We start from the raw sequence: 25395 nt of genomic DNA, 5'->3' as shown, positions 1-25395 counted from the left end.
GCAAACCGACAGGCTGCTTTTACCCCTGCAAATGCCCAGACTGACGCTTGGATGGCATGCTACCACGGGTTGTAATTTAGCAGGAGGGGGAAGCGGCACCTGGCGTTCCCTGACATTGCTCAAGAGCCTACCGTTGCCAAAACAAGTGCCATACCTCCTGCTAATTGAGCCCTTGTCACTTTGGTTGATATGACGTTTTACTGTGCCAGCGCATAACTCTTCTCGCCTGCGGGTATCGCTAGAGGCAAGAAGTTCTGCTTGGGTGGCAAGGGGCAGGTTGCATACCCTGTGAAGGCACAGGGCGGGTTATAGGCTTTGTTAAAATCGATCACTGTCTTGCCGTCAGCCCCGGGCTTCGGGATGTAGAGGTAGCGGCCAGCCCCATAGGTTTCATTGCCATTGGTTTTATCGGCAAAGATGATGAAAAGCTCCTCGCCTTCCTCCAGCGCATCGAGGCGGTGCTGCTTCCCGTTTATCGTAAACACAACCGCCCCCGGCGACGGTTCCTGCGAAGTTTGGCCTAGCACATTGGTGATGGCGATCTGCTTGGGCAAAGCATTCTGCTCCAGCCTGGCCTCCACTTTCCAGGATGGCGTTACCGGAAAGCGCGCGATTCCTTTAAAAGCCTGCCTGGCGGGGTGCTCAGCATCCCACAACCTAATCCCATACTTGTCTCCACGGCTGATCACCACCCAGCTCAACGCGCCATGTTGCATGGTTTGTGGAGCCTCCATGTCAGGCCTGAAGACGAGCGCCTTTCCCTCAGGCGGCTGCCCGTTCACTAACACGGAGGCCTCAGGTGTCGCTTCTAACCATACCTCATTGCCCTGCAGTATAAACGCTCCGGCGTTTGGCGCTATCTTCCCCTCCGGAAACACGATGTCATTTGCCCCGGAACTCCCAAAGCTGTTGCGCCCCGGCTCAAGCCAATACAAACCGGCCAAGGCCAACCAGCTATTTTCTTTCTGTAAGCTTTCCTCCCGCTCATGATGCCACTGGTTAACGGTTTCCACATACTCCGCCGCTGCTGCAGGTACTTTATTGGTTTGCGGGCTTTCCTGTGGCTGCGAGCAGGCAAACAGCAGGATTCCTAAAGTGCCTAAAACGAGTAAGTGCTTCATCATCCTATTCAATTCAGTTTAAAACGTGCCCTGGTATACCTGCTTAGGATTGCTTCACATCCATAGAAGAGCTATGTAAAATATATACCAGGCAACTTCCGGCATAAAGATAGTAAAGCTCCGCATAACCTGCTTTTTGGGTTGTGAAAGGATATTTTGCTACCTTGTTTGAAATGAAGCATACCACAGAACTGGACGAGCTGACCGGAAAAATGATCCACCAAGCCTTTGCGCTGCATCACCGCGAGACAGGGGCTTTGCAAATGGTGGTATTTCAGGTAGAACACCTTTACCTTACCGTGGCGGTAGATGCTGCTACGGATGAGATTGTCCTGAACCTGCTTCCTGCCCTGGACCTTGGGGAGCTAGCACAGCGCTACAGTAGCACCCCTATCTCTAATCAACGCAAAAAGATCAGCGCTACTTGGCGTATGACCAACAGTTGGGGGTATGAAGATGGCTTTCAAATAGAACTCGACGACGTAGAAAGCACGAATGTGCAACTACTGGCAGAAGGCGCTCAACTCAGACTCAGCATATTTAAACGGTTCTAACCTCCCCTATCCCCCTAAGTGCAAGGCCAAGTGTGCAGGGCATATCAGCCCTCTCAAGCAAAATTTTCCCCAACCGGGACTGCCATACAGGCTATGGCACCGGATCATACCCACTGCCGCCCCAGGGGTGGCAACGGCTGATGCGCTTCAGCGCCACCCAGGCGCCCTTAAACGGCCCGTACTTGTTTACAGCCTGCACTGCGTAGTTTGAGCAGGTGGGCACATAGCGGCAGGCGGCAGGCGTAAACGGCGAGATCATTTTCTGGTATACCCAAAGCAGGGCCAGCACAAACTTTTTGAAAATCCAGGTCATGGCTTGGTGTTTGCGACTTGCCTAAATGCCTAACGGCTGTTAGGTGTCGCGATTTTTATTAAATTTGTAATGTTTAATTAACCTAAACAATTTCATATGCTAAAAAGAATCCTTTCGCTCTTACTTTTCGTCTCGCTGAGCGTGCCGTTTACGGCCAAGGCAGACGAAGGTATGTGGCTTCCGATGCTGATCAAGCGTCTCAATCACACCGATATGCAGAAGCAGGGCCTCCAGCTTACTGCCGAAGAAATCTACTCTGTTAACAACTCCAGCCTGAAAGACGCCATCGTGCAGTTCGGCGGTTTTTGTACCGGTGAGTTCATTTCTCCGGAAGGCCTGTTACTCACAAACCACCATTGCGGTTACGGCGCTATCCAGTCGCACTCCACCACCGAGCACGATTACCTGACCGACGGTTTCTGGGCTACTTCCAAAGACCAGGAATTGCCAAATGAAGGCCTGTTCGTGGACATCCTGCACCACATGGACGACGTGACCGGCAAAGTGCTGGAAGGCATCGACAGCAACACGACTGAAGAGCAGCGCGCGCAACTGATCGCGCAGCGCACCCAAGAGCTTGCCAAGGCAGCTTCTGAGAACGGCAAGTACGTAACTTACGTGCGTGATTTCTACAACGGAAACGAGTTTTACCTGTTCGTGTACAACCGCTACAACGACGTGCGCCTGGTGGGTGCCCCCCCTTCCTCTATCGGTAAGTTTGGTGGCGACACCGACAACTGGATGTGGCCACGCCATACCGGCGATTTCTCTATGTTCCGCGTATACATGGCCCCGGACGGCTCACCAGCTGCTTATTCTGACAAAAACGTGCCTTACAAGCCAGGTCATCATTTGCCGATCAACATCGGTGACAAGGAGCCGGGCGACTTCTCGATGGTATTCGGCTTCCCGGGCCGCACCAAGCGCTTCATGACCTCACATGGCCTGAAACTGGAAGTGAATCAGCTGAACAAGTCGCGCATCAAACTGCGTGAGCAGAAGCTGGGCCTTTGGAAGCAGTACATGGACCAGGATCCGGCTACCCGCATCAAGTATGCGTCTAAGTACGCCTCCACTTCTAACTACTACAAGTACTCTATCGGCCAGAACGAGGGCATCAAGCGCATGCGCACCATCGAGGGCAAGATCGTGGACGAGGACAAGTTCCAGAACTGGGCTGATGCCAACCCGGAGCGCAAGGCCACTTACGGCAATGTGATGCGCGACATCGCAGACGCTTATAACACCATCGAGCAATATAACCTGGGTGCTGTATACCTGAACGAAGCCGTGCTGGGCACTGAGTCCTTGCTGATGGCTTACCGCCTCGCTCCGGTTTACAATGCGCTGAAATCAGGAAACCAGGATGCTGCCAAGAAAGCTGCCCTGGATGTGAAGCCACGCGCAGACGCTTTCTTCAAGGATTATTTCATGAAGGCTGACAAAGAAGTGTTTGCCGCCATGATGAAAGCTTACGCTGAGGACATCGCCAAAGACCAGCAGCCAGCTTACTTCAAGAACCTGGTGAAGAAGTATAATAACAACTTCGATAAGCTAGCCGACTATGTATACAGCAATTCAGTGGTGGTGGATGAGCAGAAACTGAACAGCTTCCTGCAGAACCCAACTAAGAAAGTGTTGGAAAACGACCCGGCTTACCAGATTGTGGATGCCATCGTGGACAACTACCGCAGCAACATCTCTCCGAAGCTGGCTGCTAGCAACGCGAAGCTGGACAAGGCAAACCGCCTGTACGTTGCCGGCCTGCGCCTGATGAACCCGGACAAGGTATACTACCCGGATGCCAACTCTACTATCCGTCTGAGCTACGGTACTGTCAAGGACTACAGCCCACAGGACGGCGTACTATACAACTACTACACTACCCTGGATGGTGTGATGGCGAAGGAAGACCCAAGCAACGAGGAGTTCGTGGTTCCTGCCAAACTGAAGCAGCTGTACCAGGCCAAAGACTACGGTCGCTATGCCAACTCCAAAGGCGAGCTGGTAACCGACTTCATCACCGACAACGACATCACGGGCGGTAACTCCGGTTCTCCGGTGATCAACGGCAAAGGTGAGCTGATCGGCCTGGCCTTCGACGGCAACTGGGAGGCCATGACCGGCGACCTGGTATACGACCCGGATTACAAGCGCTGCATCAACATGGACTCGCGCTACCTGCTGTTCCTGATCGATAAGTTTGCGGGTGCCCAAAACCTGATTAACGAGATGACGATTGTGGACACCAACAGCCCGGGTGCCGGAGACGCTGCCAAGGCGGAGGCCAAAACCCCACAGGCGGAACTGCTGCAGGCAACCATAGAGGAAGCCAACGAGAAGCTTCGTGCCGGCAAGACGGAGTTCAAGATCAAGAAAGAGAAAGGCGACGCGAAGGTGAAGCTGCAAATAAAAGACTAAGCTTCCGTAAAGCTAAAAAGCAAAAGGCGCTGGGGATATCCTCAGCGCCTTCTTTTTTCGGGCATGTATAGCTTTATAGCGCTATCTATCCCAGTAAAGCGGTGTCGTCAGCGAAACATCAGGCACATTGTCTGCATTGAACGTGCGCTCGCTCTGGGGGTATGGAAAGCGCAGCGGCCTTGGCCCAAGCGCGTTCGCTGGCGCCGGGATGTTGGGCAAGCCAGTTCTGCGCACATCCACCCAGGTCTCGAAGGTGGAGAACATGGTAATGTACTTCTGCGTCATGATCTGCTCGAGGCTGATGGTGGCGGCTGTGGCGCTGGCGTGCTGGGCGATGTAGAGCGGGTAGGCGTCGGTGCCCGTCACGTTGCGCAGCGAGGCTTTCACGGCGGCGTTGTAGGCCTCTGCCGCCTCTGCCCGCTCCCCAAGCCGCAGGTGCGCCTCCGCTTTTATGAACAGCGCCTCCGGGTAGGTGATGATGGGCACGGGCGAGTCGATGGACGCATAGTAGGGCCCCATGTCAGACCCTTCCTCCTCCACGCCAGCGTTTGCCCCCTCAAAGCTGCCCTGCTGCGGCGAAACGTATTCGTCCAGCCGTGGGTCGTCTCTCGAGATGAGGATGTCGGTGAAGAACTTGCCCATCAGCACGTCGCCCCGCTGGTCGTTGAACTGGAAGTAGGGGTTGGCCTCGGTCTGGGCGCCCCCGAACACGAACACCATGTTCTCCGCATTGCTCTCGAAGCCGTTCTCCAGCGCCTGCAGCGCCAGCTGGGCCGACTGCTGCGGGTTTACCCCGCTCAGGTGGTTGTGGTAGCGGGCCTTTAGGGTATAAGCGGCCTTTATCCAGTTCTCCACATTGCCCCTGTAAATGAAATCCGTGTTCCCCAGCCGGTTGGTGCTCTCCGCTGCCTGCAGGGCGACAATGGCTTGGTCCAGCAGGGACTGAATGGAATCATAGACGGCTTCCTGCGGGTCGTAGGTGGGGTTGAACTCATCGATACCCTGGAAGGCGTCGGAGTAAGGCACGTCTCCCCAGGCATCGGTGGTTACGCCCAGCGTGGCGGCCAGCAGCACCTTGGCCGCACCCACAAAGTGCGGCGAGTTAGACTCCTGCCCCTGCGCTATCACAATCCGGAGGTTCTGCATGATGGGGTATAGGTTGAAGCGCCACGCGTTGTTCACGTCGTTCTCGGTTATCTGGTTCCTGCCAATTACCAGGTGCTGCCGGCCTACACCGGCCAGGTGCTGGGTAAGCACGTTCGCATACCGGCCCAGGTCGCCGCCCAGCGCGTAGGCCAAGCCCGCCTCAGCAGACGACAGCAGTACCTGGCTGGGCACCTGCTCCGGGTTGTCCGGGTTGATGTTCGTTTCCTCCAGGTCACAGGACCCAATCATCAAGACAAGTACCCCGGTCAGGACATATTTCAGCTTTATATATAAATATCCGTTCATAACTGTGCTCTTTAAGGTCATACTAGAATGTTACACGCAGGGTAAGCCCGTAGCCCTCGGTGTTTGGCATGGAGAAGTAGTCCAGGCCCAAGGCATTGCCGGTACCGGTCAGGTTGTTCTCGGGGTCTATGCCGCTGTAATCTGTGTTGAGCCACAGGTTGCGGGCGTTGAAGGCAACGCTGGCGGCTTTCACCGGGGTGTTGGAGAGCAGCGTGGCCGGCAGGTTGTACGAGAGCGTGAGCTCGCGGAGCCTCACCCAGGAGCCGTCCTCCACAAACTGCTCCTCAATGGCCCCGAACCCGCCTCCGTTTGCCTGGTACCAGCCTTGGTCCAGCACCACCTCCTGCGTGTTGCGCGTACCGTCCAGCCGCACGCCGTCAAACACCTGGGTCTCGCCCCGGTTTGCGGTACGCGCAGCCGTTCCGAAGTAAGTCATTACCCCCACAGTGCCGTTCCAGATGTCGCCGCCCTTTCGGATGTCGAGCAGCGCCGACAGGCTGAGGCCCTTCCAGGTGAAGGTGTTGGTGATACCCGCCGTCCAGTCGGGGTTCGGGTCGCCGATGATGCCGTCCTCGTCTGCCGGGAAGGGAAATCCGTCATCGCCGATCAACAGCTCGCCCGCGTCGTTTCGGGCAAACCGGCCGCCAAACAGCACCCCGTAGGGCTCTCCCACCACCGCGCGCGACGAGGGGCTGGTGAAGCCGTTGAGGGTGACGGTCTCCACACCGGGATATAGCGACACCACCTCGCTCTGGTTTCGGGTGAAGTTCACGATCACATCCCAGGAGTAGTCCACGGCCTGAATAGGCGTACCGCGCAGGATGGCCTCAATGCCCCGGTTCTCTATCTCTCCCGCGTTCAGGATGGCAGACAGGAAGCCCGATGCAGAGGAGATGGAAACCGGTATGATCTGGTCCTCGGAGTTGTTCTTATAATAAGTGGCATCCAGCCCCAGCCGGTTGTCGAAGAAGCGCAGGTCAACGCCAGCCTCAATAGACTTGTTCTTCTCGGGCCTGATGCCCGGGTTACCAAGCTGCGTCAGCTGGTTGAAGCCCGACACCCCCGTGAACGGGAAGGTGATCCCGTTTGTCCAGCCGTCGCCCCAGGTCGAGAAGGTAAAGGGTGTGGTGAGGGCATAGGCCGGGGCATCCTTGCCCACCACGGCGTAAGAAGCCCTGATCTTACCGAACTCCAGCGCATTGCCGCCCACATCAAAGGCCTGCGTGAACACAAAGCCGAGGTTCACGGAAGGGTAAAAGAAGGACTGATTATCGGAAGGCAGCGTGGACGACCACTCGTTTCGCCCGGTAAAGCCCAGGAACAGAAAGTCCTTATAGTCGAGTGAAAGGTCTGCGAACACAGCCGCGCGCTCGATGCGCGTCGTCGTTTCGGAGGTAATAACGCTGGAGGAGTTACTCAGGTCAAAGAAGGTAGGCACAGACAACCCGTCGCCCTGCACGTAGAGGCGCTGAAAGTTAGACGAGTAGTAGTTGTGCCCCAGAATCAGCCGAGCAGAGATATCAGTGGTTAGTTCCCGGTTGAAGTTGAACAGCAGGTCAGTGTTCAGGTCCCGGTTAAACACCTGGTCCTCATACACCCTTCCGGCCGGCGCCGTCCTCGACTGGATGTCAAACCCACCGGTACGCCTGTCGGAGTACCAGTCTGTTCCCAGCCTGAAAGTCGCGTTTGCCCAATCGGTAAAGTCATACTTGGCCCCCACATACCCGATCAGCCGGTTCACATCATCCGAGAAGGGGTTACGGTTCACCGTCCAGAAGGGATTGTCGTACCCGGCCCCCTCGCGGTAGGTGCGCTGCGTACCATCCGGGAACACGTAGGCACCGGGGCTGTCATCGCCATCCTCGCCAAACCCGCCGGAGAGGTCGAAGGTGACTGGCGCGCGCAGCAGCCCGAGCATCACCCCGGAGGTGTTAGACCCTTGCTGGATACGGTTACCGCCCGACTTGATGTAATTGGCTGAGCCGAAGGTGTTGAACTTGGGGGTGAGCTGCACCGAACCGTTTATCCGGACGGAGTTCCGCTCGAAGTCGCTGTTAGGCACCACCCCCTCCTGTTCGGTGCGCCCCAGCGACACGTAGTAGTCTGCTTTCTCCGTTCCCCCGGAGATGCTGAGCGTATTGGTCCAGGTGGTTCCGGTCTCAAAGAAATTGTCGAGGTTGTCGTAGGCGATGGCCCGTTGGTCGGTGGCGCCCGGAGAGCCTACCGGCACCAGGAATCCGTTCGGGTCGTAGCGGTAGGGCTGGTTGTTGAAGCGCAGCTGGTCGAGGGGGGCGCCCCACGACTGTGTACTGCTGAAGAAGCGGGTTGTACCGGTAAACACCCCGCCGGTTCCCTGCGAGAAGCTCTGCTGTATCTCGGGCAGCTTGTTCACATAATCCAGCGTGAAGGAGGTGCTGTAGTTGATGACGGCCCTGCCCTTCGTACCCTTTTTGGTCGTGATCACGATAGCGCCGCTACCTGCCCGGATACCGTACAGCGCCGTTGCCGCCGGTCCCTTCAGCACCGTCACCGACTCAATGTCCTCGGGGTTGATATCCACGGCCCTGTTGGAGTTGGAGACCCCCGACAGCACCGCGTTGGCACCATCGTTCGGGTTACCGGCGGCCACCGTGCTGTTGTCGATCGGCACGCCGTCCACCACAAAAAGCGGCTGGTTGTTGCCCAGCACCGAGGTAGCCCCCCGGATCACAATCCGCGAGCCCGCACCCGGCGCCCCGGAGGCGCTGGTGATGTTGACGCCCGCCACCTTACCGTTGATGGCATTTGCGATACTGGGCTGAGTGCTTCTGGCAATCTGGTCGGTGCTGATCTCCTGCACGGAGTACCCCAGGGCCTTGGTTTCCCGCTCTATCCCTATCGCCGTCACCACAACCTCTTCCAGCCGCCTGGTGTCTTCCTGCATGGCCACATTGATCACGCTTTGGTTTCCTATGCTGCGCTCCATCGGGCGGTAGCCCACAAAGCGGAAAACCAACACGTCGTTTCCGGCAGGCACATTGATGGAGAAGTTTCCGTCGACGTCAGTTGTTACTCCTGTTGTAGTTCCTTTAACGATTACCGAAACCCCTGGCAATGGCATCGCGTCGGCAGCAGTAACCACTTTACCGGTCACTGTTTTGGTTGCCTGTGCAAAGCCCATCGTTGGCATCAGGAAAACCAACAGCAGGCTCAATAGTAGCATCTTTTTCATACGCGCACATTTTATTCCAACAAAACTTACTTAGATAATATGTACGAGTGCGCCTGAAAGCAACAGACATGGTAAAATGCAAGTGAATACCAATAATGAATAAACCTCAGGCTAATGAGTGTAAATCGCAGCTATTTTTTAGTATAAGTTTTAATGAAAGTATGCACGCCACCCCCTACCTGACTTTAGTCAAAACGCATAGAGTGATTAATTCTATAACACACTATATATCAGAAAGTTACACCACAACAACTTAAGCCATGAACCTTAACACAAGATACTGCGGTGCAAAATCGTAGCCTATACAAAGCATTCGCCGTCAATATCTTTCTATAAAATGGTGCAATACCGGCTAAGGGAGGCGCGCTGCTGCCTGACCGTTTATCGCCTGATTGCGTACCTCAGCACAATTTCACCAGCCTTGCATTTACTGTGTCACAACATGCCGTACCTGCTTTGAGACAGCACCAGCCACCGGCTCTTTATTGGCTACTCCTGTGCGCGGCGCTGCTGCTCGGGCACCAGCGGACCTACGCCCAGCAACTGAGCAACTTTGGCGCGCGTGCGGCGGGTATGGCCAATGCCGCTGCCGCACTGCCAGACCTGTGGGCGCTGGGCAACAACCCCGCGGCCATGGCCGGGTTGCAGCAGCCGCAAGTGGGGGTGTATGTGGAAAACAGGTTCGGGGAGCGCGCCTTTAGCACGGTGGCGCTGCAAGGGGTATACCCTACCCATGGGTATGGCACCTTCGGCCTGAGCCTCAGTCGTTTTGGCGATGCGCTTTTTAGCCAGCAGCATGTGGGGCTTGGGGCTGCCCACAGCATCGGCACCTTTAGCCTGGGGGCCAAAGCCGATGTATGGCAGGTGCAGGCGGCGGGATACGGCAGCCAAAAGGCGGTGGCGCTTTCGGCGGGCGTGTATGGCCAACTGGCCCCGCAGTTGTTCTTTGGCACCTTTGCGTACAACCTGAACCAGGCCCGCCTAAGCTCCTTTGAGGACGAGCGCCTGCCCACCGTTATGAAAGCAGGAATGGCCTATCAGCCAACGCCCCGCCTCACCCTTGTTGCCGAAACAGAGAAGCACATAGATCACGCAGCTGACCTCAGGGCTGGGGTGGAGTATGCCCTGCTCGCGCGGAAGTTCCTGCTCCGCAGCGGCTTTGGCACCCTCACCCACCAGTTAAGCTTTGGGGCCGGCTTCCGGGCGCGGCAACTGCAGGTAGACTACGCCTTTGGCTCCTTCACGCCGCTCGGCAGTAGCCACCACCTGTCGGTATCCTACCCATTCGAGAGGGCCACAGCCAAATAAGCCTATACCGCCACGCGCTTTCTGGACAGCCGTCTGATAAACGGCTCGATGGTGAGCCCCTGCACCACCAGAGACAGCAGCACCACGGCATAGGTTATGGCCACAATCACATCTCGGTGCATTTCAGGGGTCAGTGAGAGTGCCAGGGCAATGGAAATACCGCCCCGCAGGCCGCCCCACGTCATGATGGGCAAAGTGCCTGGCGTGAAGGTGCGGTGAAGTTGCAGGGTATACGACGGGATTGCCAGGGCAATGTAACGCACCACCAGCACGATTACGGTGGAGATCAGACCAACGAGCGCATACTCCCACCTAAACGGCACAATCATCAGCTCCAGCCCGATCAGCACAAACAGCACGGCGTTCAGCACCTCATCCACCATTTCCCAGAACTTGGTCAGGTAATCGGCGGTTTGCTGGCTCATGGCCAGCTTTGTTCCCTGGTTACCGATCAGCAGACCTGCCGCCACCATGGCCAAGGGGCCGGAGAAATGCAGAAAATGCGCAATGCTATACCCCCCTGTCACCACAGCCAGCGAAATCAGAACCTCTGTCTGGTAATGGTCGATGCGCCGCATAAAGTAAAAGGCGATGTAGCCGATCAACAGCCCCAGCCCGATGCCACCGCCTACTTCCGCAATGAAAAGCTCGGCGATAAAGGCTCCCTCGACATTGTCCATCCCCAACTTGGCAATCTGGAAAAGCGACAGAAACACCACTACACCCACACCGTCGTTAAACAGCGACTCACCGGTAATGCTTACCTCCAGCGACTTGGGGATATTGGCCTTTTTCAGGATACCCAGCACCGCGATGGGGTCGGTGGGTGAGATGAGCGCACCAAACAGCAGGCAGTAAATGTATTCTATTGGCTGGCCTACCGCTTGCAGCAGGTAGTAAAATGCAGTGCCGGTCATGAAAGTCGAGATGGCGACCCCTACGGTGGCAAACACCATAATCGACCACTTGGATTTCTTCAGCTTCTCGAGGTCCGTGTGCAGGGCCCCGGCAAACAGCAGGAAGCTCAGCATGAACTCCAGCAGTACCTCCGAGAAGTCAACTTCCCGCAGTGTGGATTCTACAAATTCTTCGAACACCGGCGACACTGCCCCTGCTACTTGCACCAGCACCGACACCATCAAACCCGCCAATAGCAACGCGATGGCAGTAGGCAATTTGATGTATTGCTGATTGATGTAGGCGAAAATGGCGGATATAACCAGTATGACCGAGAAGATGTGAAAAAACTCCATGTAACTATTTTTAGCTTTAGTATAGTAATGTTAACTGCTAAATGGTTAAACTATTAAATTGTTGAAATAAGGTTTTATCAGGATTTTAGATTCGCCCCGGTAGCCCCCCATGCGTCAATAGCATGCTGCATGCTGCCTCAGAAGGTGCTGCTAGAGGCATAAATCATATTGAAACCTTATTCTAATAGCATTTAACCATACAGCAATCTAACCATTAACATTCATAATGCCTATGGTACGAGGCTTACTGCTATGCTGGCTGGTTTTTTGTTTTGCCGGGCCCCTGCATGCCCAAGAATATCCGCGCCAGAACATCGACCTGGACCTGCTGGTGCAGGAGCTGTTTGCCGAGCAGGATGATGCCAACGTGCCATACGAAGACTTTTACGAGACGCTTTTCCAGTACTACCAGCGCCCTATAGACCTGAATCGCACCACGCCCGAAGAACTTGCCTCGCTCTACATTCTGTCGCGCCCGCAGATCACCTCCTTCTTTGGCTACCTGCAGGAAAACGGCAAACTACTGAGCATCTATGAGCTGCAGGCCATTCCGGATTTCGACTTGCTGGCCATACAGCGTCTGCTGCCGTTTGTGCGGGTGCAGGATGCGGGATTACAGGCCGACCAGCGCCCACTTTGGCAGCGGGTAGTCGGCGAAGACAACAACGCCCTCGTGCTGCGGTATGAACGCACGTTGCAGGAACGCCGCGGCTATGCTCCACCAGACACCAACAGCCGCGCTACCAGCCGCTACCTGGGCTCGCCCGACAAATTATACATGCGCTACCGCACCAGTCACGCGCATGATTACAGCTTTGGGTTTGCCGCGGAGAAAGATGCCGGGGAGCAGCTTGCCTGGAGCCCCGCCACCCGCCGCTACGGCTTCGATTATTATACGGCGCACCTGCAGCTCTACAACAAAGGCCGCTTTAAGGCCATCGCCCTCGGCGATTACCAGTTACAGTTCGGGCAGGGCCTGCTGCTCTCATCGGGGTACAGCGTGGGCAAAGGCAGCGAAACGATTGCCACCGTCAGCAGGCCAAACCTGGGCATCCGGCCTTATAACTCGGTGCTGGAATACGCTTTTATGCGCGGGGCTGCGGCAACCTACACCCTTGGCCGGGTGGAAGTTACCGGGTTTTACTCCAACAAACATGTGGATGCTAACCTGCGTCCACAGCAAGACACCCTCAATGGCATCAGCAGCTTCTTTTCAGGTATTCAAATATCCGGTTTCCACCGCACCGTTTCTGAATTGGCGAGCAGGAAGCAAGTGCAGGAACAGCTATATGGCGCGAACCTCAGTTATCAATCTGCGGGTAAAAACCTAAGGCTAGGCATCACAGCGCTCGGCACGCATTATAGCGCCCCAATCCAGAAGGCCGGTGCCCCGTACCAGCGCTTTGAGTTTAGCGGCACCAGCCATTATAATATCGGGACCACCTACAGCTATACCTGGCAGAACGTTTACCTGTTCGGGGAGTCGGCGATGAGCAAAAGCGGGGGTATGGGCACGGTGAATGGCCTTGTCGCTAGTTTAGCCCGCAACGTTGAGCTGGCCTTACTCTACCGCTACTATGCCCGTAATTTCCACACGTTTTATGGCAGCGCTTTCGGAGAGGGCACCCGCAACATAAACGAGCAGGGGTTTTATACTGGGGTTAAAATCAAGCCTTTCAGCAAATGGGAGATCACGGCGTATTACGACAGGTTCCGGTTTCCGTGGCTGCGCTACCGCGTGGACGCGCCTTCTGCCGGGCAGGAGTATCTGGTGCGCCTTTATTACAGGCCTAACCGGCAGAGCAGCTTGTATGCCCAAATGCGTTATGAGCGCAAAGGGCTTAATGTGGCAGAAAACACTACGCCTCTGGATTATGTGGCGCAGGCGGACAGGCGCAATTACCTGCTGTATTTCGAGACGGCTCCTACGAAGGCTGTCATGTTTAAATCGCGGGTGCAGTTGAGCACTTACAGCCACGAGGCCCCGCAAACCACCGGTTACCTGATTGCGCAGGACGTCAACTTCACCTTCGACAGGATCCGGCTGAGCACCCGCTACGCCCTCTTCGACACCGACGACTACAACACCCGTCAGTATGCCTATGAGCGCGATGTGCTGTATGCTTTCTCCATCCCGGCCTTCAGCGGCAGGGGCACCCGGTTTTATACCCTCTTACAATTCAGGCCACACCAAAAATTGGATATCTGGCTCCGCTATGCCCTGACGCATTACCGCAACCAGAAGACCGTCGGCTCCGGACTTGACATGATTGATGGCCCCAGAAGGTCAGACGTGAAAGCACAGGTGCGGTATAAGTTTTAGAAACAGGCAGGTTGTAGAAAGGGCGTTTACAGGATTTCTTTCTGCTGTTGCGCCAACGGCTTGCACCCCGGCTTCACCTGCGCCCCGATCACCTGTCCGTCGTGGCTCAGCTCCAGGTGGCAGCACTCAAAGAACAGTTGCTTCAGCATGTCGCGGCCCCGCTGTATCCGAGATTTGGCCCCGGAATAAGAGATGTTCAGGTGGGCGGCCACTTCCTTTTGGCTGATGCCCTCCAATTCGCTCAGGCGCAGCGCCTCGGCATAAAGCGGGGGAAGCAGGTCAATAAGCGGCTCTATCAAGGCTTCTACCTCCTGCCGCGACTGCTCAGGCAACTCCTCGGCAGGCAACTCCGTGCTCTCCCCCAGGGATTGGCAGCGGTTGTTCTCCCGAAAGGAATCATAGATGGCATTACGCGTAACCTGATAAAGCCAGGCCTTCAGGTTCTGCACTTCCTGTAACTGCTCACAGTTTTTATAGAGTTTCAGGTAGAGCTGCTGCAGCAGGTCATCGGCTTCCTCCTGATCCTGGATGCGCTTGCGGATAAAGCCCCTGAGTTGGGCCTCATAAGCCAGAAACACCGGCGCCACGGCAGCGCAGGAGTCGGGTGTAGCGTTGTTTCGTTCCGGTGTGTTGCAGCAGTTTTCCATTGTTCATATCCCTATGTTGTTACTTCTTCTTTCCAGCAGGCAGGTATCGCGCCACTGCCCGTTCATTTGGCCAATGTGCTCGCGCACTCCCACCAGCCGGAAACTGCAGCTTTTATGCAGCCGCAGGCTCACAGTGTTTTCCCGGAAAATGCTGGCTTGCATGGTCCAGATCCCTTCCTGCTCCGAGGCAGTTACTAACTGGTGCAGCAGCGACTTACCAAAGCCCAGGCCTTTAAAATCGGGGTGCACGTACACACTATCCTCTGCCACGCCCCGGTAAACACACCTCCCCGAAACCGGGGTAAGGGCGGCCCAGCCCGCTATGCGCCCCGCTGCCAGCAACACAAATCGGCAGCTTGCCAGGTGTGTGCTGTCCCAGGTTTCCCAGGCTGGGGCATCTGTCTCGAAAGTCGCTTGCATGGTGGCGATGCCTAGGGTATAAATCTCACGCACCTGCCCGTAATGCTCAGGTAGCATCGGAACGATTTGCGTGGCCGGTGCAGCGTACTTTCCCATACCTAAATTAACTGATTTTCTTTTAAAACAACTATCGGTGGCCCCTCAAAAACAGAGAAGCCCCCGATAGGTATGATACTATGCAGGTATGTTTTCCGCTGCCGCTCCAGGCTGTCGGGCATTGGCTCCTTCGCCGTAGATGGTGGCTTCGCCGAAGGTATAAAACGCCTCCCAGTCCACACCTTGCGGGTCAGTTATCCACGACTTCTGGGACTTGGCATAGCAGCAAGTGCATTTCCCCTCTTCCCGGATAGTGCCTTTGGCCTTTTTCAGATTGCCGTATACCTCCGCCAGCTCTGCTTCGCTTTCTGCCTGAATGCCCAGGTGCTCGATACCGGCGTTCTCGGGGTGCAGCGAGATGGCGAAGTTTATGCGCGGGTCCTCCAGCATCCATTTGGCATAGTCTTCCTTCAGTACCGTTGGAACAGTGTTAAACAGCGCGGTATAAAAGGCGGTGGACTCTTCTAAGTTCTTTACACGGACATTCACATGGAATCTTTTCATGGCTTCGGTCTTTAAGGTTTTTTTTAAATACACCCTGAAGACGGAGCGCTGGTTGAAAAGACGCAGGTTCCGAAAACAATTTTAAATCTTTTTTAGGGGATGTTCTTCACAAAAACAACCTGCTGGGCATCCGCTTTGATGATGTTGTTCATGAACTCAACCATTTGGGAATAAGACGCAGGGCTGTAACGTCCCTTTGCCATTTGCAGGCTGCGGAGGTAGATCACCTGCTGCCCTTTTACCTCCACCGAAGCCTTGTACTCACCGAAGGGAGTGGTATGCACCGCCGCCTTTGGCAGAAACTCCACGGCATATCCCGCAGGTAAATCAAACACTACCGTGTCCACATCCAGGAATGCCATATCGCGCACCACCTCCGTCAGCCTTTCCGCTTTCTGGCTAGGCGCATACGTCCATTTGTTCATCAAGTTAGGGGTGATGAACAGGCGCTTTCCGCTGATGGTGGCACACTGCCGCAGGCTCAGGTCTAATTGCTCGGTTACCACAGGCAGGCGGTCTTTCTTTTGCTCGAGGGCATACGTGTTGATCTCGAACGAAGGCAGCTTCACCTGCTTGTACAGCCACTTGCGCTGTTCATCGGGTTGCATGCTGTGTATAACCTGGTGCCTTGCCTCCTGCTGCTGCCCGGTATAGCGGGTGGTGATGTTGGCGTTGCCGTTGCCCTGCTCGTCCAGCTTTACCCTGATGTGGCGAATCTGGGCGTTGTCAGGAGCCTTATAGGCAGTGGTCTTCACCAGTTTGCCACCCTCCGGCGTAATCAGCAAGGCATGGCGCCCGCCGGTGAAACTGCCTGAATAACCTGCCGCCTCTGTCTGGCTGGTGCACTCTAGCCAAAGCGTGTCTTGGGCCATCGGCACGCACAGGATGTCGTGGTTAAACTGGGCGCTCGGAAAATCAGCTTTGATTTCGGACGCATCGTCTCCGGCCCGGATCAGGGCATGGAAGGAGTTTACCCCTACTGCGGTTAGCATGGCTTGGGTATAGTTGGTCAGGGCCTTGCAGTCGCCGTAACCTTTGCTGTCTACGAAGTTGGCCTCGAAAGGCTGCCAGCCGCCAATACCAAGCTGGATGGATACGTAACGCGTTTTGCCCTGCAGGTAATCGTAGACGGTGCGCACTTTCTCTTCCTGCGTTTTGGCCTTGGCGGTCAGTGCAACCAGCTGCTGCTTCGTTTCTTCCGGCAGGGCATCGCGGCCCTGGTTCAGTTGGTGAATCCAGCGCCCGAAGCTTTCCCAGCTCTCCATGTTGCCTTTATACCCCTCTACCTCAAAGTCGGCGGGTGCTGTGCGTACCTGTGGCACCAGTTCATGCAGCTCAGGCCCGTAAGGTTCTGTTTCCATGGGCTTCAGGTTCTGCACCTGCCAGGTGTAAGTATCGTGGGCGGCGGTGCCTCCGCGCTTTACGCCGGTGGGCATGTTGCTCTCCAAGTAGCGCAGGGGCGCCCCTTTTGGCAGCTGCACCTCGAAAGAGGCCTTCTCAACCGCTAGGCGTTCTTCATCCAGGGGTGTGAAGCCGGGGTAAAAAAGCATGTTCTCGGTCGTCAGTTCATAGGCAAACTCTACCGTGTAAGGGTATACCGTGTGCTGCAGGTTGGCAACCTTCACGCGGTGATCGGTGAACAGCGAGCCGCCATCCACGGCGCTGATGTCCAGCACATCCTTATTCTTGAGCGCTTTGATTTTCTTACCGGACTGATCGTAAGAGGTCCCTTCCAGGCGGTTTACCTTGGTCAGCTTGTTATAGTACACCGGCAGCTTTGCCCGGTGGTTGCCGTGCTTGTTCAGGATAGTGAGCTTCACGGTGTATGTAGTGGTGCCGCTGCTGATCGAGTTCACCCGAAAAACGGTTTCCTCGTTATGTATGATGATATTGGCATCTTTGGCTAGCGCCACTGGGCCTGTGGCCTGTGCCTGCAGTTGGGATGTCATCAGGCATACCAATAGCCATAAAAAAGTAAGCGGTTTATACATAGAAAGCTAGTAAGCGTGTTGTCAAAATGGAATGACGTGCATCAATATACCGCAGCCCTTTTGCCCATACCGTTAAAGTAATTGGCAAAAGGCCACAGCATGATTCAGATGGCTTTTTTCAGTACGATCTGCTCGGCGTGCTTCGCGATGATTCGGTTGTAGAATTCCTTCAGCATGCTGTATTCTGAGGCGTAAAACAAGGGCTTGCTGATGCTTACTTTGCTCATAACCTGCACCAGGCTACCCTGTTGCTGCACCATGTAGGTAAAACGGCCTCCCTGCTCAGGCAAGTTCATGATCACGCTTTGCGGCATTTCATCTAATATATACCCCGCCGGAATTGTGAAGTTAGCCACATAAACCTCGTCCACAGGGCTGCCAAAATCCACGGGGTACAGGCGCTGCTCTAACTTAAACGGATTCTCCTTTTCACCCTGCCCCAGCATCGGGTTCAGATAAATGATGTCGCTTTCCTGTCCGCTTCCGTTTGCACTGATTTTATAGGAAATGTTCAGGGACTGCTCCACCTCCCTCAGGTTTTTGATGATGGGCTCTGCCATCTTATAATCACCCACCTCTTTGGCGATGCGCTCGGCATACTTGCTTTCCCCTTCTTCCAGGATGGTCTTGCGCAGGTATAGCGCTTTCATGCCGGCAGCCGACTCCTCCCCTGTTCCTGTCATTTCACCTTTGCTGTTGATCGAGACGGTGGCATTGAACAGTTTCGAATCGGAGTGTGCCGTTTCGAGCGGTACCCAACGATGGTTTTGCTTTGCAATAAGGCGGCCCTGGCCATTCAGGCAGCGGAAAGGCAGCATGCCGGCGGGCAAAAGTGGTTCCGTGGCATCCAGCAAATACTCCTGCTCACCTACTTTCACATGCGCGATCACGTAGTTGAACTTGCTTTTCATCGGCGACATATTGGTGTGGACGCGGCCATTGTTGCGGGTGCTCAGCACCACCGGGTTTGCCTCCAGCCCGGCCTCCAGCAGCATAGACGTTAGCAGCAAGTTGATCTCAGCTACGTTGCCCTGCCGCAAGTCGAAGGCTTTCCGGATCGTATTGTCTGTGTACAAGCCGTTATACCCATTCCAGGTCATCCGTGTCTTCACCAGGTCGTAAATCGCCCGCATTTGCTGCTCCGGCGTTTTGTGCTTCGCCGTGATGGCCGCCAGTTCCTCCTTAAAGAAACTGTTGCGATTGAGCTGCACCCCAAAATAAGCGGACTCCATCAGGTCTTCGTTCACTTTGTCCCAGGTACCCGTCATAATGCGGGTTGGTTCGCCTGGAAAGTTCACTTGCTGTAACTCAAAGGCTATTTTGGCCTGGTAGTCGGTAAGGGAGGTGATGTACTTTTCTTCCTGCAGGGCAGGTACATCTTTCATAGCCCACACATAAGCATTGTCCAGCAATTTGGGGCCTCCTGAGGTCTGCTCTTTCTCATTTTTCACCAGACTGTGGTAGCCTTCTAACAGAAACTTATAGTTGAAGTACTCTGGGATTTTTAACCGGTATTCGCTCCACGCTGTCGGGATCGATTTCTGAAACTCCCAGTCATCAAGGCTGTACACACGCTCTGACGACAAGGTATAGACCACCTCGATTACAGAACCCTCCTTCACATTCGGCATGGTAAACTTTTTAAGGCGCCAATACTCGCTGCGCTTCTCGTCGAACACCGTTTTCGTTTCCAACTTGTCTTTCGTGATCTCGCCCCCTTCCAGGTTATAGGTATACCCCTTAATGCCCATCACCTTATCACGGGTGCTGCCGTTGGAGTAGTAAGGGATGGAGATATTGGCCCAGTCATACCCGGATTTTTTCAGGATTTTGATGCGCATGTGACGTTCGGTCACCACGGTTAAGCCGCCAGACAAATTAAACCGGGTGGCACCATAATCCCCCAGGATGAGGGCGGCCGCACTGGTATCCTGCGGATAGGCACGCATCTCCAGCTCGGCTTTTTCTATTTTCCCGAATTTCGGTTCCCCATCCTGCGCCTGTGCGGCAGCACTGCATAAAATTAAAGCAAGAATAATGAGTTTTGTAAAAGTCTTTGTTTTCATAGACAGCTTTAAAAGTTAAGTTATATTTCGTGCAATAGATCAGCAGCAGAAAAGATAGCACACGGGATGCCATACGCTCCGTTAATATGCGCAACAGATGTGCTGAAATTACTTTTTTATAAATAAATAACTTTTAATATATATAAACAAGACTTTTCATACAGAATTATTGATTAAGTGCTACTTCATTGCATAAGCCTATTATCAAGCTCTCTCATCCTTAAATTCTTTCTCATCCTTATTAAATCACGCAGTGCCTTTGGCCCAAATTACTAACACCGGCGCCTAACATAACCCTACAGGCTATGCGTACAAACTCAGCCCTGTACTGTGTGCGCTTATGGATCAAAAGGTGTATGCCTTGCAGATAGGTTTATGAGGAAAAGCGATCAGCGGCAGTGTGGTATCATCAGCACAGGAAGCTTTCGACAACAGCTTATTTTGTGTGATGACATTCAGCTATAAAAAAACAGAAGCAGCACCTCAAAGTCGGGGTGCTGCTTCTGCTTTTTCAGCGTTAAGGAGACTTACACAAAGCCTCCGGTAACAAAAAAATAAAAGGCCTAACAAAGAAAATACCAGCCTTCTGAATGTGCTATTTACAGATAAGACGTGAAGTTATTGCGGTCTTGCCAGAACTCGCGGCAAGCCTCGCGTTGCTCTTCAATAAATTTGTGGTTCCGTTTCAGGTCTTTCCAGTTACCAAAGCCCAGGCGTTCGCATAATCTGAAAAAGTTGTCTCCTTGGTTTTTCTGGCCTTTTACGCGGACCAACGCACTCAGCAATGGCCGGCCGGCCGCATGCTCTTTCTCCGAAATTTCATCGATAACCTCTGTCAGCATCGACTTTTCAGAAGAATTATCCAGGTTAAGACCGAGTTCCGCCTCATATATAAGGTTCTGGAAACTCATCAGGTGCGCACGACCCCGAGCGACTTGAATCAGTTTTTTTCTTACCCGTGTGTTCATATGTTGTGATGGCTTTAAATAATGATGGAAGCATAGCCTTCTTAACAAGCTAGCCTCCTCTAGACTGTACAATCAAACCGATATATATTGTTTTAAACGTATTTTAGGGGATATAGTTTCGCTTTCAGGCAATTATTATCTTTCAGAAATACAACTATTTTAAAGACCGCACCCAAACGTTTGATTAATGCAATCGGGGCTGCTTTTCGGAGAGGTATTTCCAGTACCGCTTAGGCACATGGCGTAGATGGAGTTTGGGGTTCCTCCGCTCCGGAATGTTTACGTGGTCAAAGTATACCTGCCACAGTTGCTTGTATTTGTCTTCCTCGTCTGCCATCACAGCCGACGGCATTGCGGCACTGCTTTGCCGGGACGGTAGTTCCAGGTTTACCAGCGAGGTGGTGTGCAAGTCGTAGTAAGCGCCGTAACGACGTCGGGTATCGTAAATGGCCCAGCGCTGGTCGGCATATCGCTTCTGAAAGTGCGTGATGATTAGCGGCAGCACGTTAAAGTCCGGGGAGATTGTGGCGTAAAACAGGCCATCTGCGGTTTTCTGGAAGCGCACAAAGGCCTCCATCCTGTGTTTCTCGCGGTGCACTTGCTTGGCAGCCTGCTGCACCTGCAGCACACAAGGGACCGCATAATTTCCCTCGATGTTCTCTTTCGTGCCAAAGGCGAGCCGGATAAAGTCAAATATCGCTCGCTCGAAGCCAGGTTGCTCCCAGAGACAGGTATGGTAAAGTTCTTTCAGCGCGCCTGCCGACAGTTTCTTCTGCAACCCCTGCCACACCCGCTCCGCCTTCTCTTCATCAGACACTACAGCAACCGTTTCGCCGAACATACTGGGCTGCGCCAGGTGCTCCTGCTCGATGCTGGTGGGCCAGGCTTTGCGTTCGTAGGCTTCAAACACCACGGTCAGCAAGCCTTCAAAGGTACCGTCGTAGGTATAGAGGTGCATGGGGGTAAGCGAGTGTTATTTGGACCCCGGGAAGCCGTTGCGCCCTTTCTCGGAAGCATCTGACTGCGAGCGGGCAGAAAGGCGTTGCAATTGCGGCACTAGCATATTCAGTTTGCAGCAAAGCGATACCCGGGCAACTTTTTGGTTCTTTCTCATGACGATTACTTTTTTAGTAGGTATAGATTTTGAAGTTTGAGTTGATACAACTGATTTCTTTTTGGCTGTAGCCATCTTGCCTCCCCCTCTTGAATCAAAAAGATAGTATTCATAAGTTATCTTATCCCAGCTTTTGCCTGCCGTGCGCTTAAGCCGCCAGGATTATGCAGAACCAGGACTAGCCTACCTGCCGAAACAGGTCGAGTTGCTGCGTCAGCAGAGCGCTTCTCACCGAACCATCGCCGAACAAGATCTTGCGCCGGATCAGGTCTGAGTCGAAATCCTGCTTTTGCAGGCTCCTGGTCTGGCAGGTGATAAAGTATTTAGCCCTTTTTAGCACGACCCCCATTTGGCGCAGGTGCTCGAAGTTAAGTGTCGTGAACCGGCGCGCTGACACGATTTTCTTAGCTGATTTCACGCCGATTCCCGGCACCCGCAAGATCATCTCGTATTCGGCAGTGTTCACTTCCACCGGAAAAGCAAAGCGGTTACGCAATGCCCACGCCAGTTTCGGGTCTATATCCAGCTCCAGGTTCGGGTGCTGCTCATCCAGAATCTCCTTCGCATCGAAGCCATAGAAGCGCATCAGCCAGTCGGCCTGGTAAATGCGGTTCTCACGAATAATGGGTGGCTCCGAAATGATGGGCAGGCGGTTGTCGCTGCTCACCGGCACGTACCCCGAATAGTATACTCGCTTCAGGCTGAAGTTCTTGTACAGCTGGTCCGACAGCTGCAGTATTTGATGGTCTGTCTCAGCCGACGCGCCTACGATAAGCTGCGTGCTTTGCCCGGCTGGCGCAAAGCTCGGCGCAGACTTAAACAGCTTTCTCTCTTCCTTCGATTGCACCAATTGCTGACTGATAGCGCCCATCGGCAACAGGATCTCAGCATAGTTCTTCTCCGGGGCCAGTTGCTGCAAGCTCGCATCAGACGGCAGTTCGATGTTCACGCTTAGCCGGTCGGCATACAGCCCCGCTTCCTTTATCAATTCCTCGCTAGCACCCGGTATGGTCTTCAGGTGGATATAACCGTTGAACTTATGTTCCTGGCGCAGCTTTTTGGCTACCCGCACCAGGCGCTCCATGGTATAATCCGAGTCTTTGAAAATTCCTGAGCTCAGGAATAGTCCTTCGATGTAATTGCGTCGGTAAAAATTAATGGTCAGGTCTACCACCTCCTGCACGGTAAAGGCAGCCCGCTGCACATCGTTGCTTTTGCGCGTTACGCAATAGGCGCAGTCGTAAATGCAGACATTGGTCAGCAAAATCTTTAGCAACGAGACACAGCGACCGTCTTCGGTATAGCTGTGGCATATCCCCATGCCTTCAGCGTTGCCGAGGCCTTTATTCTCATTCTTCCGCTTTCCACCACTAGACGAACAGGAAACATCATATTTCGCAGCATCTGCTAATATTTTTAGTTTACCTATAATCTTATCATCCATACTCCGTATTTACATCGCTGTTAATAGGTTAAAGGTACGAATAGCTTCACAAAACACCTAACATTTTTAGCAAATATTATGAACATCTTTATCAACAGATGTGGATAAACTAAATTCATTAGCATACACATGTATGACTTCCTCCTCTGAAACCGGTATCAACAAGGCCGGAAACCTTAATTCTGACATCAGAGTACCACTATACCTCTATAATGCGTTATCTTAGTAGGCATTTGCATCCTTGTTTCTGTGCCTTTACCTGCCTTTATGCCACACCCGCACCATAAACCTCACCCTGTACTGCTTGCCTTGCTGCTAGGCTTGTTGCTGCTTGTGTGGTCGCCTGTGTGTGAGGCTCAGGCAGTGCCGACTACTGCACCCCAAGACACAGTTACCGCTGACACCACCCACATGCGCTTCGACGAGCGCATGATCCAGAACCTCAGGAAAATGTCGGAGCGCAAGACAATCATGGGCAAACTGCTGAAATCTGTGCTGGTGTTTGACAGGAAAGAAGAGGAAGTATATGGGCTGGATGCCGAGCTGATTCAGCGGGAGTATGAAAAGCACACCTATAAGATCGTGCGTCGCATCGACATCATGTCGCTCGACGCTTTTGGCTACTCTATACACGATACTGCCCGGGTGCCCCGCAACATTTTTGAGAAGCTCGGCAACTCGCTCCACGTGAAAACGGGACGCGGGCTTATCCGCAACAAATTGCTGTTCGAGAAGCTGGCCCCGCTGGAGCCACTGGCCCTGGTAGAGTCGGAGCGTTTGCTGCGCCAAACGGCTTACCTGCTGGACGCGCGCATCATCGTGAATGAGGAAACGACCACGCAGGACAGCGTGGATGTGCTGGTGATCACCAAGGACATCTTTAGCCTGGGCGGTTCTGGTTCCTATTCCCCTTCTTCGGGCAGGGGCCGCATCACGCTGCGCGAGCTCAACTTTCTGGGGCAGGGCCACCAGGTGGAGGGCTCCTACCGGTTTAACCCCAATGCCCCGCGCCCCTGGGAGGCGGCTGGTTACTATACCGTCGAGAACATCGGCCGTACTTACATCACCGCCGATGTGGCTTATGTGGACAAAAACTTCTACCAGGAGAAAAGTGCCTTGCTGCGCCGCGACTTCTTTGCCACTAACACCAAGTATGCCGGAGCCGTGGGCGTCAGCTCGATTGGGGAACGCATCATGCTCTCCCCCACGGCCGAAGACACCATCCCCCGCTACAGCAACCTGGCCTATACCCGGCAGGACGCCTGGCTGGGGCGCTCTTTCAAGTTCAAGACCTACAACCTAGGCTATGAGCCACGTGGGCGGCTGATCCTGGGGGCGCGCTTCATCAACACCAATTACTCTGTAAAAGCCACCGAGAACTTCCAGGACAACACCCTGATCATGGCCAGTCTGGGTTACAGCATCCGGAAATACTACAAGGACCGCTTCCTGTTTGGCTTTGGCCGGACGGAGGACATACCGGCGGGCACGCTGCTCTCCCTGACCGGGGGCTATGAGCACCGGGAGTTCGATAGCCGAAAGTACCTGGGCGCTGCCCTTTCTTTTGCCAAGTATACCCCTAGTTTTGGGTACCTGTATGGCAAGCTCTCTTATGATTCCTTTTTGCGGGAAGGCCAATGGGAGCAGGGCGTTATGCAGCTGGAGTCGCTATACTTTACCAAGCTGTCGGAGTGGAATAACTGGAAGCTGCGCCATTTCCTGTGGGGCCGCGGCACCTGGGGCATCAATCGCAACCCCGAGGAGCTGCTTTCCATCAACAACGAGAATGGCATTCGGGGCTTCCGCTCCAGCCTGCTGCGTGGCTCGCGGCGGGTCACGTTTAACTACGAGGCCAACCTGTACACGCCTTTCTCCCTCTTTGGCTTTAAGCTGGCCACTGTTTTTTTTGCCGATGTGGCCTGGCTCTCCAAGGGTAACAACAGCATCCCGTTCCGCGACAAACCCTACCGGGGGTATGGCATCGGCTTCCGGTTCCGCAACGAGTACCTGTCGTTCAGCACCATACAGTTCCTGATCAGCTATTACCCCAAGTTGCCGCCCAACGAAAACATCAACGGCTTCAAAGTCTTCGAGTCGTCGCGGCCCTATTACGATTTCCGCGACTTCCAGTTCAGCCGCCCGGGAGTGGCCGAATTTAATTAGCCTGGCCCGTATCCTTTTGGCCGTTT

General features: G+C 54.2%; 19 protein-coding genes. 5 read left to right on the top strand and 14 right to left on the bottom strand.

Translation table 11 applies throughout. The features are described from left to right. Positions 1-197: 197 nt before the first annotated feature. Positions 198-1124, bottom strand: a complete 927-nt coding sequence (locus ACXYMU_RS03675; protein WP_458984998.1) for a DUF1684 domain-containing protein — start codon at positions 1122-1124, stop codon at positions 198-200. Positions 1125-1294: 170 nt separating this feature from the next. Here ACXYMU_RS03675 and ACXYMU_RS03670 point away from each other — a divergent pair, with 170 nt between their 5' ends. Next, positions 1295-1675: a DUF6334 family protein gene (locus ACXYMU_RS03670; protein WP_458984997.1), complete on the top strand. Its 381-nt coding sequence runs from the start codon at positions 1295-1297 to the stop codon at positions 1673-1675. A 91-nt stretch (positions 1676-1766) separates the two neighbouring features. Here the strand turns inward: ACXYMU_RS03670 and yidD are convergent, their stop codons facing one another. Beyond that, entirely contained in the window at positions 1767-1988 is a 222-nt protein-coding gene (gene yidD / locus ACXYMU_RS03665) for a membrane protein insertion efficiency factor YidD (protein WP_458984996.1), read from the bottom strand. 96 nt (positions 1989-2084) lie between these two features. Here yidD and ACXYMU_RS03660 point away from each other — a divergent pair, with 96 nt between their 5' ends. After that, positions 2085-4409 carry a S46 family peptidase gene (locus ACXYMU_RS03660; RefSeq protein ID WP_458984995.1) on the top strand — a complete coding sequence of 775 codons (2325 nt, stop codon included), beginning with the start codon at positions 2085-2087 and terminating at the stop codon, positions 4407-4409. An 81-nt stretch (positions 4410-4490) separates the two neighbouring features. Here ACXYMU_RS03660 and ACXYMU_RS03655 read toward each other — a convergent pair whose 3' ends face one another. Both ACXYMU_RS03655 and ACXYMU_RS03650 read right to left on the bottom strand, forming a co-directional pair. Continuing rightward, complete coding sequence (locus ACXYMU_RS03655; RefSeq protein WP_458984994.1) at positions 4491-5861, bottom strand: SusD/RagB family nutrient-binding outer membrane lipoprotein; 1371 nt, start codon at positions 5859-5861, stop codon at positions 4491-4493. Between the two features lie 22 nt (positions 5862-5883). After that, a complete protein-coding gene (locus ACXYMU_RS03650; protein ID WP_458984993.1) occupies positions 5884-9072 on the bottom strand; it encodes a SusC/RagA family TonB-linked outer membrane protein in 3189 nt (1062 codons plus the stop codon). 456 nt (positions 9073-9528) lie between these two features. On the opposite strand from ACXYMU_RS03650, the gene ACXYMU_RS03645 reads away from it, so the two are divergent. After that, positions 9529-10380, top strand: coding sequence for a hypothetical protein (locus ACXYMU_RS03645; RefSeq protein ID WP_458984992.1), 852 nt, complete (start codon positions 9529-9531; stop codon positions 10378-10380). A gap of 2 nt (positions 10381-10382) precedes the next feature. On the opposite strand, the gene ACXYMU_RS03640 is transcribed toward ACXYMU_RS03645, so the two are convergent. Continuing rightward, the gene (locus tag ACXYMU_RS03640; RefSeq protein ID WP_458984991.1) at positions 10383-11633 is read right to left on the bottom strand and encodes a cation:proton antiporter; all 1251 of its coding nucleotides are present in this window, start codon (positions 11631-11633) and stop codon (positions 10383-10385) included. Between the two features lie 232 nt (positions 11634-11865). Between ACXYMU_RS03640 and ACXYMU_RS03635 the strand changes: the two genes are divergently transcribed. Then, a complete protein-coding gene (locus ACXYMU_RS03635; RefSeq protein ID WP_458984990.1) occupies positions 11866-13956 on the top strand; it encodes a hypothetical protein in 2091 nt (696 codons plus the stop codon). Between the two features lie 26 nt (positions 13957-13982). Here the strand turns inward: ACXYMU_RS03635 and sigZ are convergent, their stop codons facing one another. The 9 genes from sigZ to ACXYMU_RS03590 form a co-directional block, all read right to left on the bottom strand. Beyond that, positions 13983-14603, bottom strand: a complete 621-nt coding sequence (gene sigZ / locus ACXYMU_RS03630) for an RNA polymerase sigma factor SigZ (RefSeq protein ID WP_458984989.1) — start codon at positions 14601-14603, stop codon at positions 13983-13985. A 3-nt stretch (positions 14604-14606) separates the two neighbouring features. Continuing rightward, entirely contained in the window at positions 14607-15119 is a 513-nt protein-coding gene (locus tag ACXYMU_RS03625; RefSeq protein WP_458984988.1) for a GNAT family N-acetyltransferase, read from the bottom strand. A 78-nt stretch (positions 15120-15197) separates the two neighbouring features. Then, complete coding sequence (locus tag ACXYMU_RS03620) at positions 15198-15623, bottom strand: ArsI/CadI family heavy metal resistance metalloenzyme (RefSeq protein WP_458984987.1); 426 nt, start codon at positions 15621-15623, stop codon at positions 15198-15200. Positions 15624-15715: 92 nt separating this feature from the next. Beyond that, a complete protein-coding gene (locus ACXYMU_RS03615) occupies positions 15716-17614 on the bottom strand; it encodes a DUF3857 domain-containing protein (RefSeq protein ID WP_458984986.1) in 1899 nt (632 codons plus the stop codon). 104 nt (positions 17615-17718) lie between these two features. Beyond that, a complete protein-coding gene (locus ACXYMU_RS03610; RefSeq protein ID WP_458984985.1) occupies positions 17719-19680 on the bottom strand; it encodes a DUF3857 and transglutaminase domain-containing protein in 1962 nt (653 codons plus the stop codon). Between the two features lie 599 nt (positions 19681-20279). Beyond that, positions 20280-20648 carry a hypothetical protein gene (locus ACXYMU_RS03605; RefSeq protein ID WP_458984984.1) on the bottom strand — a complete coding sequence of 123 codons (369 nt, stop codon included), beginning with the start codon at positions 20646-20648 and terminating at the stop codon, positions 20280-20282. 184 nt (positions 20649-20832) lie between these two features. Then, a complete protein-coding gene (locus ACXYMU_RS03600; RefSeq protein WP_458984983.1) occupies positions 20833-21606 on the bottom strand; it encodes a TIGR03915 family putative DNA repair protein in 774 nt (257 codons plus the stop codon). 15 nt (positions 21607-21621) lie between these two features. Continuing rightward, positions 21622-21762 carry a hypothetical protein gene (locus ACXYMU_RS03595; RefSeq protein ID WP_458984982.1) on the bottom strand — a complete coding sequence of 47 codons (141 nt, stop codon included), beginning with the start codon at positions 21760-21762 and terminating at the stop codon, positions 21622-21624. 178 nt (positions 21763-21940) lie between these two features. Next, positions 21941-23206 (bottom strand): putative DNA modification/repair radical SAM protein, encoded by a 1266-nt coding sequence (locus tag ACXYMU_RS03590; RefSeq protein ID WP_458984981.1) that lies wholly within the window; start codon positions 23204-23206, stop codon positions 21941-21943. Positions 23207-23473: 267 nt separating this feature from the next. On the opposite strand from ACXYMU_RS03590, the gene ACXYMU_RS03585 reads away from it, so the two are divergent. Beyond that, positions 23474-25369, top strand: a complete 1896-nt coding sequence (locus ACXYMU_RS03585; protein ID WP_458984980.1) for a BamA/TamA family outer membrane protein — start codon at positions 23474-23476, stop codon at positions 25367-25369. Positions 25370-25395 lie beyond the last annotated feature (26 nt).

This window comes from Pontibacter sp. CAU 1760 (assembly GCF_054482735.1).
Note: the sequence above shows the minus strand (reverse complement) of the source record. Positions and strands in the feature narration are given on the sequence as shown.